Raw genomic sequence first — 17,010 nt, 5'->3', positions numbered from 1 at the left:
TTACCTTCAAAAGAGATGGTTTTTAATTTTTGCATAATAATCATTGACAAATGCCTATAGAATGGTATGATATTAACAATAAAAAGACGAGCCCTGCTCAATATATAAGAAAAGAGGAAACTGTGGATGTCTAACTGGGACACTAAATTTTTGAAAAAAGGTTTTACCTTTGATGATGTATTGCTCATTCCAGCTGAAAGTCATGTGTTGCCAAATGATGCTGATTTAAGTACAAAACTTGCTGAGAATTTAAAATTAAATATCCCAATTATTACTGCGGCTATGGATACAGTTACCGAAAGTCAAATGGCGATCGCCATTGCCCGTGCCGGCGGTCTAGGTGTCATCCACAAAAATATGTCTATTGCACAGCAGGCTGATGAAGTTCGTAAGGTAAAACGTTCTGAAAATGGTGTCATTATCGATCCATTCTTCCTGACTCCTAATCATACGATTGCTGAAGCAGATGAATTGATGGGGCGCTACCGCATTAGTGGGGTTCCAGTGGTTGAAACGATGGAAAATCGTAAATTAGTCGGTATCTTGACTAACCGTGATTTACGCTTTATTTCAGATTATAATCAACCAATTTCCAACCACATGACCAGTGAAAATCTTGTTACAGCTCCAGTCGGAACTGATCTGGCAACTGCTGAAAGAATTCTGCAAGAACACCGGATTGAAAAACTACCTTTAGTAGATGAAAACGGTCGACTTTCTGGTCTTATCACCATTAAAGATATTGAAAAAGTGATTGAGTTCCCAAATGCAGCCAAAGATGAATTTGGTCGTCTGCTAGTTGCTGGTGCGGTAGGTGTCACTTCAGATACATTTGAACGTGCAGAGGCCCTCTTTGAAGCAGGAGCAGATGCCATTGTTATTGATACAGCCCATGGTCATTCAGCTGGCGTTCTACGTAAAATTGCTGAAATTCGTGCTCACTTCCCAGATCGCACTTTGATTGCCGGAAATATTGCAACTGCTGAAGGTGCACGCGCCCTCTTTGATGCCGGTGTTGATGTGGTTAAGGTCGGAATCGGACCAGGTTCTATCTGTACAACTCGTGTCATTGCCGGTGTCGGTGTGCCACAAGTAACAGCAATCTACGATGCAGCTGCAGTTGCGCGTGAGTATGGAAAAACCATCATTGCTGATGGAGGCATCAAGTATTCAGGTGATATCGTCAAAGCGCTTGCTGCAGGTGGAAATGCGGTCATGCTTGGTTCCATGTTTGCTGGAACAGACGAAGCGCCAGGTGAGACTGAAATTTTCCAAGGACGTAAATTTAAAACTTATCGTGGAATGGGCTCTATCGCAGCTATGAAGAAAGGTTCCAGCGATCGCTACTTCCAAGGTTCTGTCAATGAAGCGAATAAGCTGGTCCCAGAAGGAATTGAAGGTCGTGTAGCCTATAAAGGAGCGGCTGCAGATATTGTCTTCCAAATGTTGGGCGGTATCCGTTCTGGTATGGGATATGTCGGTGCAGCTAACTTGCAAGAACTTCATGAAAATGCTCAGTTTATTGAGATGAGTGGTGCTGGTTTGAAAGAAAGTCACCCTCACGATGTACAAATCACCAATGAAGCTCCAAACTACTCTGTCCAATAGAATTATAAAGAAAAACAACCTTGTCAAGAGATTGACAAGGTTGTTTTTCTGATTTACAAAGTTGTAAAATATATTTACAATTTATTGACTAATCTGTAAAGTTAACATTCTCTTCTTTCTTAATTACGCCTTGACTTATCTGAAAAATATTGATATCATCTGGTAGATTATGTAAGTGATCTAAGCTGGTTGTCGTGATGAAAGTCTGGATATTTTGAGAGATAGTTTCTAGCAATTTTAATTGACGCATATTGTCAAGTTCGCTCATTACATCGTCAAGCAACAATATTGGTGTATCTTTCGTAAGGCTTTCGATTAGTTTAATTTCAGCTAATTTGAGAGATAGAACAACACTGCGGTGTTGGCCTTGGCTACCAAATCCAGCTTCCATATCATTGATAAAAAAGTTGATATCGTCTCGATGAGGTCCAACACCAGTATTTTTTTTGAAAAGGTCTCGTCTACGACTTTCTGATAAGGCTGACCGAAAAGAAGCTTCCAAATCTTCGAGACGTGAAAACGGAACAGATGACAAGTACTCGATTGTCAACTTCTCTTTCCCTTGAGAAATATCACTATGACTTTCCTGAGCAAAACCTTCTAGCTTTTCAATAAAGTCTAGACGATGTTGCATGACACGACAACCAAAATCAATCAGTTGCTCATCTAGAACAGAGAGAAAGGTTTCATCTACCCTGTCATTGGCCTTAAGATAGGCATTTCTTTGCTTGAGTACATGATTATAGTTAGATAAGTCAGCAAGATAGATGGGCTTGATTTGCCCAAGCTCAATATCAATAAATTTTCGGCGTAAAGCAGGGGCTCCTTTAATGAGCTGTAAATCTTCTGGAGCAAACAAGACAACGTTGACAACCCCTATATAATCTGATAATTTCCCTTGTTTTAAGTGATTTATTTTGGTGATTCTCCCCTTTGGTGTCAACTCGATGTCAAGTGGGATTTTACCCGTTGTTTTTTCAATGATTCCTGAAATTTGAAGATTTTTCTCTTGAAAATGAATCAAATCCTTATCGGTTCGGGTTCGGTGACTGCGAGTAAGGGCTAAAAAATAGATGGCTTCTATAATATTGGTTTTCCCCTGTGCATTTTGCCCCAGAAAGATATTAAGGCCAGGATCAAAATCAACCTCTGCAGCTTGGTAATTACGAAAATGTTTAATTTTCAGCGTTTTTAACCACATGGCTTAAGTTCCTGGAAAGCGAACAGGTGCTTTTTTGCTTCTCTGCTCGGGCTTTCTTTTCTTCTGTTCTTTTTTTGCTGGTTGAGATTTTTTCAAGTCCTTATTCATGGCTTTAACCAAGTCTGCCACTCTTTTTTTCTCTGCTTGCTCCTCTTGATGTTCAAGGATTTCCTCCTGACTTGGGGCAAAGATGATAATCTCCAGTTGCTGATCTGGAAGAGAGACGACATCTCCAATTCTAAGTTTTTTTCCTCGTCGATTTTCTAATTCACCGTTAAAAAAGACCTGATGATCTGCTAAAAATGACTTGATTGCTCCGCCACTTTGAATAATACCGACTTCTTTTAAGAGAGCCTGTAGAGTAATGTATTCGTCAAATAATTTATATTCCATAATTCACCTCAATCCTTGTCATTATATCATAATTTAAGCAGAAACTGTTCTGTGGTAGTCTCATTCAAGGACAAGTTTTACTAGAAAAATAGAAAACGCTTTAATCTCTAAAAATGCCGTTCCTTACAAAGCATTAAACGGCATTTCGTGTTATAATAGAAGTCTATATTATTCGGTATGAGGAGCGCAATGGAAATCATAAAAGGAGTACATCTTCACTTCATTCAGTCAGAAAAATTTAAAACCAATAAAATTAAAGTGCGATTTTCAGCTCCTATGTCTGAAAAAACAATAGCTGGGCGGGTTCTTACGGCCAGTATGCTGGAGACTTCAAATGCTCTTTATCCAACATCGCAAGCCTTTCGAGAAAAATTAGCGAATTTATACGGTGCTAATTACTCGACAAGCCTTTCACGACGGGGATTAGTGCATTATCTAGATATCAATCTTTCTTTCGTGCGGGATCAATTCTTGAGCCGTAAAAATATGTTGGCAGATGAAATACTAGATTTTTTGAAGGCTAGTCTCTTTTTTCCTCTGTCAAATGGACAGGCTTTTGATACCAAAACTTTTGAAATTGAAAAGAGAAATGTTTTAACAGACTTGGAAGCTGAAATTGAGAATCATTTCTACCATGCTCACAGAGAGTTAAATAATTTATTTTACGATTTACCAGAAATGCGGATTCCACGCGTGGCAACAATCGAGCTAGTAGAAAGAGAAACAGCTGAAACTAGTTTCGCTGCTTTTCAGCAAATGCTAAATCAGGATCAAATTGATTTTTTCTTCATCGGTGATTTTAATGAGATTGCTGTTCGTGAGAAAATTCAAGAATTCCAGTTTTCTGAGCGAGAGCAGCCTTTACAGCTTAGCTACCAGCAAAACTATTCAAATATAACTAGAGAAAAGCTGGAGCAGCGAGATGTACATCAGTCCATTGTTGAACTGGCCTACCATTTTTCTAGTCAATATGGGGATAGTGGCCATCTGCCACTGATTGTTTTGAATGGGTTATTAGGAGGATTTGCCCACTCCAAACTCTTTGTCAATGTTCGGGAAAAAGAGAGCCTAGCCTACACTATTTCTAGTAGTTTTGATATTTTTTCTGGTTTGATGCGAATCTATGCTGGAATTGACCGAGCAAATCGGACAAAGACCATCGCTTTAATCAACCGTCAAATTCTAGATTTGAAACGGGGGCATTTCACAGATGAAGAACTTGAACAAACCAAGAATATGCTGAAAAATTCAATACTTCTGGCTCAGGATCGACAAAACACCTTGATTGAGCGTGCTTACATGTCCTCTGTTCTAGGGAAAAAATTTCTGTCACTAGAGGCTTGGCTGAAAGCATTAGAAAATGTCAGCAAAGCTGATCTTATAGAAGCAGCCCAGCAGTTGAAATTACAAGCGATTTACTTTATGGAAGGGAAATAATGCAGAATCCAGGTTTAGAAAAAATCAATTATATAGCCGTGGGAGAAAGCATCTATCGGGCGGTGCTAGCAAATGGATTGCAGGTTTACCTACTCCCTAAAAATGATTTTAATGAAACCTACGGCATCATCTCAACACATTTTGGCTCTGTTGATACTAAGGTTGTTTCACGTGAAACAAAGCAAGTTTCTCATTATCCAGCAGGGATTGCACATTTTTTGGAGCACAAACTATTCGAGCGTGAAAACGGCGAGGATTTGCTGCAGGAATTTACCAAATTTGGCGCAGAAAGTAATGCCTTTACAAGCTTTACACGTACCAGCTATCTGTTTTCTACGACAAACTGTGTAGTAGAAAATCTGAAGCTGTTGCAGGAACTCGTTTCCCAATCTAATTTTTCAGAAGCATCTGTTCAGCGTGAGCAAGGAATTATCCAGCAAGAAATCGAGATGTACCAAGACGATCCAGATTATCGGCTCTTCTTTGGTGCTTTGAGTAATCTCTACCCTCAAACTCCACTAGCAGAAGATATTGCCGGAACGACAGAGTCAATCATAGATATTACTGTGGAAGATCTGACAGAGAACTTCGAGCTTTTCTACCGTCCGTCCAATATGACTTTATTTGTCATTGGTAATTTTGATTTAGAGTCCACTTTTGAAGATATTGTCCAAACACAAGAGACTTTATCTCCTAAATTATTAACTGAAACGATTGAAAAAGAGCCTCTCATCTTACAGCCAGTAATTCCAACCGCTACTAGTCGGATGGAAGTTGCCAGTCCTAAGTTGGCAATCGGTATTCGTGGGAAAGATACGATACAGGATACGGAGCTTTATCGCTATAAAATTGCCCTGAAATTGCTTTTTGCCATGATGTTTGGTTGGACTTCCAAGCGTTTCCAGACCCTGTATGAAAATGGCAAGATTGACAATTCGCTCACTCTTGAAGTAGAGGTGGAAAAGGATTTCCACTTTGTCATCCTAACTATGGACACGCAGGAACCCGTAGGAATTTCTCATCAATTCCGCTCAGCCATTCGGAAGTTTGCTCAGGATCCAGATGTCACAGAAACACATCTAGATACGATTAAAAGTGAAATGTTTGGAGATCTGCTGCATGGGCTAAATTCTCTTGAATACATGGCAACCCAATATGAACCGCATTTAAAAGGGGAGAATCTTTTTGATTTACCTAAGATTTTACAGGATATCACTTTAAATGACGTCTTAAAAGTCGGACGTCGCTTTATCGACCAGTGTGATATGACAGATTTTACTATTTTCCCAAAATAGTTCCAAGTTTATTTCAAAATTTTGTTAGAATAATGTCTAGGAGAAAAGGACTATCCTTATGAGAAAAAAAACGATAGGAGAGGTACTCAGACTTGCTCGAGTAAACCAGAAACTTACTTTAGCAGATGTAGCCAAAAAAACAGATATAAAAACTGACTATCTAAAGGCTCTTGAAAACAATCAATACGAAAAATTTCCAAATGCCTTTTACATCCGTAGCCTACTACGAAAATACGCTTGGGCTCTGGATTTAGACGAGCAGATTCTATTGGAGGCATACGACACAGATAATACTGTCGTTTATGACGAAATTGAATTAGCTGAAAACGAGGAATTTCGAAGCAGAAAATATAAAAATCGTTCCTTTTCACTTCCGCTCTTTTATTTCCTAGTAGTTGCCCTGTCTATCATTATTTTTGTCACCTATTACGTTTGGCAATATGCAAATACAACTACTCCGCAGTTTGCCAGCTCCGATAGTTACAGCCTCGTCTCGAGCTCAAGTATCGAAGATAGTTCAACTCCACCTGAGACTTCCACAACAGACTCTAGCTCAACAAAAGAAAAGCTGGAAGTCACTGGAGAAGGAAACTATTTAACTGTAAAATATCGTGGCGAGTCGCAAACTACTCAGTTAACAATCTCAGCAAGCAACACCTCAAGCTGGATTAGTGTGACAAATACAGACTTGGCAGCTGGTACAACCCTTACTCCAACCCAATCAAGCCAAACAGTGACACTCTCTCCCAATACCACTTATACAATTACCTTAGGAGTTGTAAAAGGCGTTACTGTCACTGTCGGCAGTCAGAAAATAGACCTATCTACCTTGACCAGTGACAGTGCTATAATTACCCTTACAATTGAATCATAAAGGAAGAATGATGAAAAAAGAAAATATCCCCAACGCTTTAACCCTTGCCAGAATTGCCTTAATTCCAATCTTTATTTTGATTTTGACTTTTGGGCATTCGCCAGCCATGCATATCCTAGCTGGAATCATTTTCGCCCTTGCCAGCATCACAGACTACCTTGATGGCTATCTGGCGCGCAAGTGGCAGGTCGTGACCAATTTTGGAAAATTTGCCGATCCTATGGCCGATAAACTACTGGTTATGTCTGCATTTATCATGCTGATTGAAATGAAAATGGCTCCTGCTTGGGTGGTAGCTATCATCATTTGCCGAGAGCTGGCCGTCACTGGTTTGAGGCTCCTCTTGGTAGAAACTGGCGGAACAGTTCTAGCGGCCGCTATGCCAGGCAAGATCAAGACTTTCACGCAGATGTTTGCTATCCTCTTTCTCCTGCTCCATTGGACTTTACTCGGTCAGATTCTCCTTTACATAGCCCTGATTTTCACTATTTATTCTGGCTATGATTATTTCAAGGGCAGTGCCTATCTCTTTAAAGATACATTTAAATAATATGGAAAATATCATTGAAGTAAAAAATCTTAGTTATCGTTATGACCATAAGTCTGAAGATTATATTTTAAAAGACGTCTCGTTTCACGTGAAACAAGGAGAATGGTTATCTATTGTCGGCCACAATGGCAGCGGAAAATCGACTACGGTTCGTTTGATTGACGGTCTTTTAGAAGCCGAAAGTGGCGATATTATCATTTCTGGAGATAAATTGACGGCTGATAATGTCTGGGAAAAACGTCGCCAAATCGGCATGGTCTTTCAGAATCCTGATAATCAGTTTGTTGGGGCCACTGTTGAGGATGATGTTGCATTTGGTCTGGAAAATCAAGGCATGGATTATCCCATGATGGTGAAACGCGTCCATGAAGCTCTGGAATTGGTCGGCATGCAGAATTTTAAAGAGAGAGAACCTGCTCGACTTTCTGGCGGACAGAAGCAAAGAGTTGCTATTGCTGGCGTAGTCGCACTCCAGCCAGATATTATCATCTTGGATGAAGCAACCAGTATGTTAGACCCAGAAGGACGACTGGAATTGATTCGGACTGTCAAGAAAATTAAAGATAAGAATCATTTAACAGTCATCTCCATTACCCACGATTTGGACGAGATTTCGCTGAGTGACCGTGTCCTCGTTATGAAAAATGGTCAGGTTGAGTCAACTGCTACACCGAGAGAACTCTTTTCTAGACCTGATTTGGAAGACTTGGGCTTGGATCAACCCTTTGTAAACCAGGTCAAAGCTGCCATGATTCAAACTGGGCTAACTCTGCCAGAAACCTATTTAACTGAAAAAGAATTGCAGGAACAATTATGGGAATTACTCTAAATAAAGTCAGTTATACCTATCAGGCTGGAACTCCATTTGAGGGTCCAGCGCTTTTTGAAGTTGATTTGGAAATCAAAGATGGCAGCTATACGGCTTTGATTGGGCACACTGGCAGTGGAAAATCAACCATTCTACAACTCTTGAATGGCTTGCTGACTCCAAGTGAGGGCAGTGTGCAAGTCAACAATGTTACCATTACTTCAAATTCCGTCAACAAGGACATCAAACAAGTTCGTAAACAGGTTGGTTTGGTCTTTCAGTTTGCTGAAAGTCAAGTTTTTGATGAGACTGTTTTGAAAGATGTGGCCTTTGGCCCACAAAATTTTGGTATCTCTAAGGAAGAAGCCGAGGCTTTAGCGCGTGAAAAATTAAGCCTTGTCGGCATTTCTGAAGAATTGTTTGGCCGCAGTCCTTTTGAACTTTCTGGTGGGCAGATGAGAAGGGTCGCTATTGCTGGAATTCTAGCAATGGAACCTGATATCTTGGTGTTAGATGAACCAACGGCCGGACTTGATCCAGCAGGACGCAAAGAATTGATGGAACTCTTTAAAAAAATGCATCAAGCTGGAATGACCATTGTTCTTGTAACTCATTTAATGGATGATGTTGCTAATTTTGCTGATACAGTCTATGTACTGGAGAAGGGGCGCGTCGTCAAAAGCGGTCAGCCTACTCAGGTTTTTCAAGATGTAGATTTTATGGAAAAGATTCAGCTAGGAGTTCCGAAAATCACGAAATTTGCCCAAGAATTAGCTGAAAAAGGAATAAAATTTTCTCATTATCCAATTACCATTGAGGAATTTAAGGAGATGCTGCATGGATAAGTTGATTTTAGGACGGTATATCCCAGGAAATTCAGTCATCCATCGATTGGATCCGCGTAGTAAATTAGTGGCCATGTTCTTCTTTATCTTATTAATTTTCTGGGCCAACAATCTCATCACTAATTTGCTGCTATTTGTTTTCGTTTTTACTCTGATTTTTCTCTCAAAAGTTCCTTTGACCTTCTTTCTAAAGGGCATTCAATCAATGGTGTTCATTATTGCCTTTACCACCCTCTTCCAGCTCTTTCTGACGGGGGGAGGCAAGGTACTTTTCCAATTTGGTTTCATTAAAATTACAGAATTTGGTCTTTCTCAAGCGGGGATTATCTTTAGCCGTTTTGTTTTGATTATCTTCTTTTCAACTCTGTTGACCTTAACCACAACACCACTCAGCCTTTCAGATGCAGTAGAAGCTCTACTAAAGCCACTCAAAGTCTTTAAAGTTCCTACGCATGAAATTGGTCTCATGCTCTCTATGAGCCTGCGTTTCGTACCGACTTTAATGGATGATACTACAAGAATTATGAACGCTCAGAGGGCTCGCGGAGTTGATTTTGGCGAAGGAACGATTGTTCAAAAGGTTAAATCAATCATTCCAATCTTAATTCCCTTATTTGCTTCTAGTTTCAAGCGGGCAGACGCCTTAGCTATCGCAATGGAGGCGCGTGGCTATAGTGGAGGCGAAGGAAGAAGCCGCTATCGACAACTTTCTTGGAAAATGATTGACAATCTTGCTCTTCTCTCTATTTTCCTGATTGGTATTTTACTCTTTTTCTTGAAAAAATAGAGAATAGTATAAGTTTGATAGCAATATTTTTGTTAGAGATCTAATGAAATACACTAAAAATCCTTTTAAAATAATATTTTTATGTGTAAATCTCAATATTTTTGTAATATTCGTACTTAAAATGTAATCTTTTAGTAATATTTAATGTGTATGATAGTATTATAACTAAAGGAGAAAACTTTTAAAATGAGTATGAAAGTGAAAAAATTGACTCTAGCAGGAACGATTGCTACAGCAACACTATTTGCATCAACTATTGTTGCTAGTGCTGAATCTTATACAGTAAAAGCTGGAGATACCCTATCAGAAATCGCTGAAAGTAAAAAAACAACTGTTGAACGTTTGGTAGAATTAAATAAAATTTCAAATCCAGATTTTATCATGACTGGACAAGTTTTGGAATTGGGTGATTTGAAAGATGTTGCAAAACAAACAACATCAGCACCAGCGACACCAGCAGTCCCAGCTCCAGTAACTCCAGCTGCCCCAGTAGCTACGGAAACTCCAGTAACGACAGAAACTCCTGCAGTTACTGCAACTTCAGACTACTCTGCCTATTCATCAGACGTCGTACTCGCAAATGGTAATACTCCGGGTGCTGTAGGTTCTTACGCAGCTGCTCGTATGGCTGAAATGACAGGAGTGTCTGCATCTACATGGGAAAACATCATTGCCCGCGAATCTAACGGCCAAGTGGATGCCTACAACCCATCAGGAGCAAGTGGTCTTTTCCAAACAATGCCAGGTTGGGGATCTACTGCAACTGTTGAAGATCAAATTCAAGCAGCTTACCGTGCTTACAGTGCACAAGGACTATCTGCTTGGGCTTACTAAAATAAGAAAAAATGACTAGAATATCTAGTCATTTTTTCTTGCTCAAAGATACTATTTATTCTCCAAAAATTTCTTTTGAAAGTCTACGGCCGGTAGGAGTTGTAGCTAGCCCTCCTTCAGCCGTTTCCCTGAAAGCAGTAGGCAGGCTAGAGCCTACTTGGTACATAGCATCAATGACTTCGTCAACAGGTATTTTGGACTCGATTCCGGCCAGAGCCATGTCCGCTGCGATGAAGGCATAGCTGGCTCCCATAGCATTTCTTTTGACACAAGGCACTTCTACTAGACCAGCTACTGGGTCACAAATCAATCCCAGCATATTTTTGATGACAAAACAGATAGCTTGACTCGCCTGAAAAGCAGAGCCACCAGCAGCCAAAACCAGGGCAGCTGCGCTCATAGCAGAAGCGGAGCCCACCTCAGCTTGACAGCCTCCTTCTGCACCGGAAATAGAAGCGTTATTGGCAATAACCAAGCCAAAAGCACCAGCAGCCAGCAAAAAGTCTAATTGCTGTTCCTCTGTCAAATCTAGTTTTTCAATCGCTGATGTAAGGACTGCTGGCAGACAGCCAGCGCTGCCAGCAGTAGGAGTTGCACAAACCAGCCCCATTTTAGCGTTGTGTTCATTGACAGCAATGGCATTTTTTGCAGCAGTCAGCACAGTATAATCTGACAAAGCCTTCCCCGACTGGATATAGTGGTGCAATTTTGCTGCGTCTCCACCGGTCAATCCGCTGCGAGACTTACTCTCATCAAGCCCAAGAAGAACCGAAGCTTTCATCACCTCAAGATTTCGGCTCATCAGACGTAAAACTTCGTCTCTTTCCCGACCTGTCAATTCGTACTCGGTCGCAATCATTAATTCAGCAACATTGCCATTAAAATCTAAATCAGCCTGCTCAACCAATTCTTTTATTGAATAAAACATCTCTTCTCCTATTTAAAGAAATTGACATTATGGAGATAGGGGATTTTCCGAATCTCTTCGATAGCCTCTTCGCAACTACGACTATCCACCTCAATGATCATAATCGCTTTCTCGCCCGCTTTTTCCCTAGTCACCGTCATTTGAGCAATATTGATATTGTAGCGTGATAGAGCCTCCGTTACATGGGCAATCATACCTGGAACATCTTGGTGGACGATGATAATGGTTGGCGTATTCATGCTGAGAGAGACTGAGAAGCCATTTAACTCGGTCACCTGAATATTTCCACCACCGATAGACACACCCGTTACACTGATGCTTTTATGGGCGTTTTTAACCGTGATTTTTGTCGTATTTGGATGAGGAGCATTGCTATCTTTCTGAATAGTCCAGACAATCTTGATACCGCGTTTATGGGCAATTTCAAGGCTGTTAGGAATTTCAGGATCATCCGTATCCATTCCTAAAATACCTGCTACCAGAGCCAAATCTGTTCCATGCCCACGATAAGTCTTTGCAAAGGAATTAAAAAGCTGGAATTCAACCTCGGTTGGTGTATCATCAAAAATAGAGGATACGATCTTACCGATACGCACAGCCCCTGCAGTATGACTGCTGGAAGGGCCAATCATGACAGGCCCGATAATGTCAAAAACAGATTGAAATTTTAATGATTTCATAAGAAACCTCTTGAACATATTTTCTAAAATTATTATATCAAACTTATCAAATTTCTGCCTGATATCATACAAAAAAAGAGGACAATTGTCCTCTTTTCATTATTGGTAATTCGCATACCTGAAACTCTTTTACTCCGCCAGTAGGACTCGAACCTACGACATCATGATTAACAGTCATGCGCTACTACCAACTGAGCTATGGCGGATAGTATAGTCCGTACGGGATTCGAACCCGTGTTACCGCCGTGAAAAGGCGGTGTCTTAACCCCTTGACCAACGGACCATCTATGTTCTTTTCAGAACATATTCTATTATATCAGGTTTTGAATCTTTGTCAACAGTTTTTTATTTATTTTTAAAAATTTCTTTTAAATGTTTTGTTCTTAGCCTAGAAACAGGGCAACGGCGGCCTTCATAAAATATAATTTCCTTTGTTTTCTTATCATAATCGCAGATATTATCGATATTGACTAAAAAAGATTTATGGGAAGCAAAGAAACGTTGGGTTTTCTCATCCTGCTCTTGAACACTGGCAATCGTTCCATAAAATTCTTTTATAAAGTTTTTTCCGACCATCCGTAACTTATGGGAGGAGCTTGAGGTTTCAATATACAAAATATCATTAAATGGCACGCGCACATCATTGCCTCGATAGCTGTATTCAAAGTAATCAACCATATTGGTGTTTGTAATTAAGGTGTTTTTCGTATAAATGATACAATCTTTGATACGTTTTTTAAACGAATCATCGTTAATATCCTTGTCAATAAAATCAAGAGCAGATACTTTATATTTAAAGGTCATGGTAGCAAACTCTGATTTTGAAGTTACAAAGACAATAATAGCATATGGATTATGGTGACGAATAAAACGAGCGACCTCCAGTCCTTTGGTCTCTTCCCCTTTAATATCTATATCCAGAAAATAAATCTGATTGACATCTTCATTTTCGACGTAGTCCTTAAATTCCTGAATTTTTCCTGTGATTTTTACCTGGATATCGAGCCCCATTTCTTCAGCAATCTCTGCTAAAGTTTTTTCCATACGGAGTTGGTGGGCTAAGGTATCTTCTAATGCTAAGATTCTCATAAACTATTCCTTCTTTTAATTGTTAATACTTGGGTGAAATCATACTTACTTATTTCTGTATCTAGCATGATATATTCATAATTCTCTAAAATTTCTTTCAGATTATTTAAACCTAGGCCTCTTCGATAACCTTTCGTTGAGAACTCTGGTTCATAAATTTCTTCTAAATCTAATTTCCTTTGCTTGCGGGAATTTTTTACAACAAAAATGATTTCCGTATCGAGTTGAACTAAAGTCACATGAATCATTTTTTCATAGCTTTCGATTGCGCCTTCAACAGCATTGTTTAGCAATATACTAGCCATTCTTACCACATCTAATAACTTAATCGGTAATTTCTCAACAGGATCTTTGACTTCGAATGTCAAATCAATCTGGTGTTCACGCGCCTTGAATAAAGTCTCCGTCATAACGCTTCGGAGAGCTGAGTCGCCAACATTGTTCAAATCAAAATAAGTGTATTTATCCGAGCGTAATTTTAAATTTGCATCAACTAAAACTTCTTGATATATTTTTTCAATTTCCTTGATATCTTGCGTATTGATGGCCATTTGAAAGCTAGTCAGCATGCCGGCATAATCATGACGAAAACCACGAATTTCATTATAGAGAGAAACAATTTCATCTGTATACTGCTGCAGCTGCAACTGTTCCAATTCTCTTTGTCGAATCTCCTCTTCTTTTTCATACTTTTCCCGAATCGCCTTCAAATAGAAAAGAGTCGTCATAAAGATCAAGAAACAAATAGTCGCTAGCATACTACTAAAACTATTAAAATGATCGTCTTCACTTAACCAATGAGAAACATTTAATATGAGAATCGTTAGAAAATAATAAATATTAATCTTTTGAACTGTCTTTTTAAAGGAAGAGTCTTTAAAATCTCTCAGTTGAAATTCAAAATAATCAATGGATTTTAGCATAAACAAAACAGAGATACTGTTTATCGTGATATAAAAGATAGCCCAATTACTTTTTACAAATTGATCCCCTGTAATGGATGAAATAATAACTGAAAAAAAGGTAGACGAAGCCTGAGTTGCTAAATAAAGGAAAAAAGATAAAAATAAAGAAAGATAATTAGGCAACTTTTCTTTCTTATAAAAATAAGCATAAAAAAGGAAAGGTTGCACCATTAAAATGATGTAATAGAGTAATAAATTAATCAGAGATGCTAAAGGAGCAATAATAACTGTAAAAATACAAAGACAAATAAAGTAAAATCTAGATTTTACTTTACTCTCTACTTTTTTATATATTTTTACAATTGCAAAAATTTCTATTAATTCACATATAAACCATAAAATGAAGTTTAATATCATTTTTATCTCCTAATTACTTCCTTTACTTAAAAATAATTCGAGGAAGGCCTATCTTTCTAAAATCTCCTCCAAGAACTTCTTTAAGTTCTTTTTCATTCAAGGCTGGGAATTGAGCGATTGTTTTAAAGTTTTTCTGAGTATTTTTCATATTAGATTCTCCTGAACATTTTTTCGTAAGTGTTACCTTACAAGATCTATTATAAATAAAATCTCAAATAATCTGTCATCTTTCCCTGAAATGTCATTTTTTATTCCTGAAATGTCGTTTTCTCAAAAAATATAATAAAAAAACACGAAATTTTTCGTGTCTGAATAGTGTATATTATGATCCCAGCAGGATTCGAACCTGCGACCGTTCGCTTAGAAGGCGAATGCTCTATCCAGCTGAGCTATGAGACCGATACCTCTTCATTCTATCAGAAAAATCTAGTATCGTCAAGATTTACTTATGGTAGGGACTCCCCTGTTGAATCATGAAAGCCCGGTAAATCTGCTCTACCAAAACAAGACGCATCAATTGATGAGGCAGGGTCAATTTTCCAAAACTCATCAGTAGATTAGCTCTTTTTTTGACAGCAGGAGACAGACCCAAGCTGCCGCCAATCACAAATGTAATATCAGAAAAGCCACGAACTGTGATGTCGTTCAAGATCGAACTAAACTCTTCTGAAGTAAATTGTTTCCCCTCAATAGCCAAAGCAACCACGAATTCTCGTTCAGAGACTTTTGCTAAGATCCGACTTCCTTCTTTTTCGAGGATTTGCTGATTTTCTAGCTCACTGGCCTTATCTGGTGTTTTTTCGTCTGCTAATTCCACAATTTCTAACTTACAAAATCGACTCAGGCGTTTGGCATATTCAGCAATTCCATCCTTGAGATACTTTTCTTTTAATTTTCCAACAGTTACAAGCTTTATTTTCATATTTCCATTCTATCATATCCACATGGATTTCACACTTTATTCACATCAGTTTTTTCTGGAAAACTGGTTGAATCTATGTATTTTCTAACCTCTATCAACATTTTTTATAAGTTTTCCACAAGTTGTGGAAAACTTGTGGATTTTAAGTTATAATTAAGAATAGATTTCTATAATTTCATCAATTGTAATCAAGGAGGAAAATATGAAAAACGCTTCAAATTTCTTTAAAAAATCTTTGTTGCTTTTTATTGTTTTAGTTGTAGGATTTATCGGCGGAAGCCTAGGAAATTTAGCCACTGCATTTCTTAATAATAAAATGGCTAATATCAGTCCTTCTAGCTCAAAGACCACTGTATCAACGTCTTATAAAAACACAACTGACACCACAAAGGCTGTAAAAAAGGTACAAAATGCAGTTGTATCGGTGATTACTTATACCGGTTCTAATCAGGAAGGAGTGATCAATAATGAATCAACCAGTGATCCTCAAGTAGCTAGTGAGGGATCTGGTGTCATTTATAAGAAGGAAGGAAAATATGCCTACCTTGTTACCAATACTCACGTGCTAAATGGAGCAAAAAATCCCGATATTCTACTAGCAGATGGTAGTAAGGTTCCTGGTGAAGTAGTGGGATCAGATGTTTATTCTGATATTTCTGTAGTAAGAATTAGCTCTGAAAAGGTGAAAGATGTAGCTGAATTTGGAGATTCAAATTCCCTGACAGTAGGAGAAACGGCTATTGCCATCGGAAGTCCTCTCGGAACAGAATACGCTAACTCTGTTACACAAGGAATCATCTCTAGTTTGGGTAGAAATGTAACTCTACAATCTGAAGACGGCCAAAATATTTCGACGACTGCCTTGCAAACAGATGCTGCTATCAACCCTGGTAACTCTGGCGGCCCACTCATCAATATCCAAGGGCAAGTTATTGGTATTACGTCCAGCAAAATCTCTCACAATGGTCAAACTGCTGTAGAAGGCATGGGCTTTGCAATTCCATCAAACGATGTTGTCAATATCATCAAGCAATTAGAGAAAACTGGAACAGTCACTCGTCCTGCTCTGGGTATCCAAATGCTTGATTTATCTAATATCGCCACTTCTGACTTAGCAAAATTACGTCTGCCTTCATCGGTAAAATCAGGTATCCTTGTCCGCTCTGTACAAGAAGGAATGCCTGCTGAAAATAAACTTCAAAAATACGATGTCATCACAAAAGTTGATGATAAGGATGTCGAGTCAACCAGTGATTTACAATCTGCTCTCTACAGACACTCTCTGGGGGATGAGTTGAAAGTGACTTACTTTAGGGATGGTAAAGAAGCTACTACGACAATCAAATTGACCAAATCAACCCAGGACTTAAGTAACAACTAAGCCTTTACATAATTGTCAACACACCTTTACACGATCGTAAAGGTGTGTTATGCTAT

At 38.8% G+C, this 17,010-nt stretch carries 18 protein-coding genes and 3 tRNA genes; 10 read left to right on the top strand and 11 right to left on the bottom strand.

Features of this window, described 5'->3' with window-relative positions; genetic code table 11:
• Window positions 1-126: 126 nt before the first annotated feature.
• A complete protein-coding gene (gene guaB, locus PAN94_RS00190; RefSeq protein WP_005591397.1) occupies window positions 127-1,608 on the top strand; it encodes an IMP dehydrogenase in 1,482 nt (493 codons plus the stop codon).
• Window positions 1,609-1,696: 88 nt separating this feature from the next.
• Here guaB and recF read toward each other — a convergent pair whose 3' ends face one another.
• Window positions 1,697-2,809, bottom strand: coding sequence for a DNA replication/repair protein RecF (gene recF / locus PAN94_RS00185; RefSeq protein ID WP_285874169.1), 1,113 nt, complete (start codon window positions 2,807-2,809; stop codon window positions 1,697-1,699).
• A gap of 3 nt (window positions 2,810-2,812) precedes the next feature.
• A complete protein-coding gene (gene yaaA, locus PAN94_RS00180; RefSeq protein WP_285874168.1) occupies window positions 2,813-3,202 on the bottom strand; it encodes a S4 domain-containing protein YaaA in 390 nt (129 codons plus the stop codon).
• A 189-nt stretch (window positions 3,203-3,391) separates the two neighbouring features.
• Here yaaA and yfmF point away from each other — a divergent pair, with 189 nt between their 5' ends.
• The 8 genes from yfmF to PAN94_RS00140 all read left to right on the top strand — a co-directional run bounded on the left by yfmF (window position 3,392) and on the right by PAN94_RS00140 (window position 10,632).
• On the top strand, window positions 3,392-4,639 hold the full coding sequence (gene yfmF / locus PAN94_RS00175; RefSeq protein ID WP_353048962.1) for an EF-P 5-aminopentanol modification-associated protein YfmF: 1,248 nt from the start codon (window positions 3,392-3,394) through the stop codon (window positions 4,637-4,639).
• Complete coding sequence (gene yfmH, locus PAN94_RS00170) at window positions 4,639-5,934, top strand: EF-P 5-aminopentanol modification-associated protein YfmH (RefSeq protein ID WP_285874165.1); 1,296 nt, start codon at window positions 4,639-4,641, stop codon at window positions 5,932-5,934. The genes yfmF and yfmH overlap by 1 nt, the downstream gene beginning before the upstream one ends.
• 58 nt (window positions 5,935-5,992) lie before the next feature.
• Entirely contained in the window at window positions 5,993-6,808 is an 816-nt protein-coding gene (gene rodZ / locus PAN94_RS00165) for a cytoskeleton protein RodZ (RefSeq protein WP_285874164.1), read from the top strand.
• A gap of 10 nt (window positions 6,809-6,818) precedes the next feature.
• Complete coding sequence (gene pgsA, locus PAN94_RS00160) at window positions 6,819-7,358, top strand: CDP-diacylglycerol--glycerol-3-phosphate 3-phosphatidyltransferase (RefSeq protein WP_005592114.1); 540 nt, start codon at window positions 6,819-6,821, stop codon at window positions 7,356-7,358.
• A 1-nt stretch (window position 7,359) separates the two neighbouring features.
• Window positions 7,360-8,187: an energy-coupling factor ABC transporter ATP-binding protein gene (locus PAN94_RS00155; RefSeq protein WP_185761939.1), complete on the top strand. Its 828-nt coding sequence runs from the start codon at window positions 7,360-7,362 to the stop codon at window positions 8,185-8,187.
• Complete coding sequence (locus PAN94_RS00150; RefSeq protein ID WP_285874163.1) at window positions 8,172-9,011, top strand: energy-coupling factor ABC transporter ATP-binding protein; 840 nt, start codon at window positions 8,172-8,174, stop codon at window positions 9,009-9,011. Before PAN94_RS00155 ends, PAN94_RS00150 begins: the two co-directional genes overlap by 16 nt.
• Window positions 9,004-9,798: an energy-coupling factor transporter transmembrane component T family protein gene (locus PAN94_RS00145; protein ID WP_285874162.1), complete on the top strand. Its 795-nt coding sequence runs from the start codon at window positions 9,004-9,006 to the stop codon at window positions 9,796-9,798. Before PAN94_RS00150 ends, PAN94_RS00145 begins: the two co-directional genes overlap by 8 nt.
• Before the next feature lie 186 nt (window positions 9,799-9,984).
• On the top strand, window positions 9,985-10,632 hold the full coding sequence (locus PAN94_RS00140; protein WP_285874161.1) for a LysM peptidoglycan-binding domain-containing protein: 648 nt from the start codon (window positions 9,985-9,987) through the stop codon (window positions 10,630-10,632).
• A 55-nt stretch (window positions 10,633-10,687) separates the two neighbouring features.
• Here PAN94_RS00140 and sdaAA read toward each other — a convergent pair whose 3' ends face one another.
• The 9 genes from sdaAA to rlmH all read right to left on the bottom strand — a co-directional run bounded on the left by sdaAA (window position 10,688) and on the right by rlmH (window position 15,573).
• A complete protein-coding gene (gene sdaAA / locus PAN94_RS00135) occupies window positions 10,688-11,560 on the bottom strand; it encodes an L-serine ammonia-lyase, iron-sulfur-dependent, subunit alpha (RefSeq protein ID WP_045499908.1) in 873 nt (290 codons plus the stop codon).
• Between the two features lie 8 nt (window positions 11,561-11,568).
• Window positions 11,569-12,240 carry an L-serine ammonia-lyase, iron-sulfur-dependent subunit beta gene (gene sdaAB, locus PAN94_RS00130; protein ID WP_061909938.1) on the bottom strand — a complete coding sequence of 224 codons (672 nt, stop codon included), beginning with the start codon at window positions 12,238-12,240 and terminating at the stop codon, window positions 11,569-11,571.
• A gap of 132 nt (window positions 12,241-12,372) precedes the next feature.
• Window positions 12,373-12,446, bottom strand: a tRNA-Asn gene (locus tag PAN94_RS00125).
• A gap of 5 nt (window positions 12,447-12,451) precedes the next feature.
• A tRNA-Glu gene (locus PAN94_RS00120) sits at window positions 12,452-12,523 on the bottom strand.
• A gap of 62 nt (window positions 12,524-12,585) precedes the next feature.
• Window positions 12,586-13,329 (bottom strand): competence system response regulator transcription factor ComE, encoded by a 744-nt coding sequence (gene comE / locus PAN94_RS00115; RefSeq protein ID WP_285874160.1) that lies wholly within the window; start codon window positions 13,327-13,329, stop codon window positions 12,586-12,588.
• Window positions 13,326-14,651 (bottom strand): sensor histidine kinase, encoded by a 1,326-nt coding sequence (locus tag PAN94_RS00110; RefSeq protein WP_285874159.1) that lies wholly within the window; start codon window positions 14,649-14,651, stop codon window positions 13,326-13,328. The genes comE and PAN94_RS00110 overlap by 4 nt, the downstream gene beginning before the upstream one ends.
• 22 nt (window positions 14,652-14,673) lie before the next feature.
• Window positions 14,674-14,799: a ComC/BlpC family leader-containing pheromone/bacteriocin gene (locus PAN94_RS00105; protein ID WP_045499896.1), complete on the bottom strand. Its 126-nt coding sequence runs from the start codon at window positions 14,797-14,799 to the stop codon at window positions 14,674-14,676.
• 177 nt (window positions 14,800-14,976) lie between these two features.
• Window positions 14,977-15,050: transfer RNA gene (locus PAN94_RS00100), tRNA-Arg, on the bottom strand.
• A gap of 43 nt (window positions 15,051-15,093) precedes the next feature.
• A complete protein-coding gene (rlmH, locus tag PAN94_RS00095; protein ID WP_048792299.1) occupies window positions 15,094-15,573 on the bottom strand; it encodes a 23S rRNA (pseudouridine(1915)-N(3))-methyltransferase RlmH in 480 nt (159 codons plus the stop codon).
• Window positions 15,574-15,775: 202 nt separating this feature from the next.
• On the opposite strand from rlmH, the gene htrA reads away from it, so the two are divergent.
• Window positions 15,776-16,954 (top strand): serine protease HtrA, encoded by a 1,179-nt coding sequence (gene htrA / locus PAN94_RS00090; protein ID WP_048792300.1) that lies wholly within the window; start codon window positions 15,776-15,778, stop codon window positions 16,952-16,954.
• Window positions 16,955-17,010: the final 56 nt, after the last annotated feature.

It is taken from the genome of Streptococcus sp. SC1 (assembly GCF_030272855.1).
Taxonomy (GTDB): Bacteria; Bacillota; Bacilli; order Lactobacillales; family Streptococcaceae; genus Streptococcus.
The sequence above is the reverse complement of the archived record's forward strand: the minus strand, read 5'-3'. Positions and strand labels throughout refer to the sequence as shown.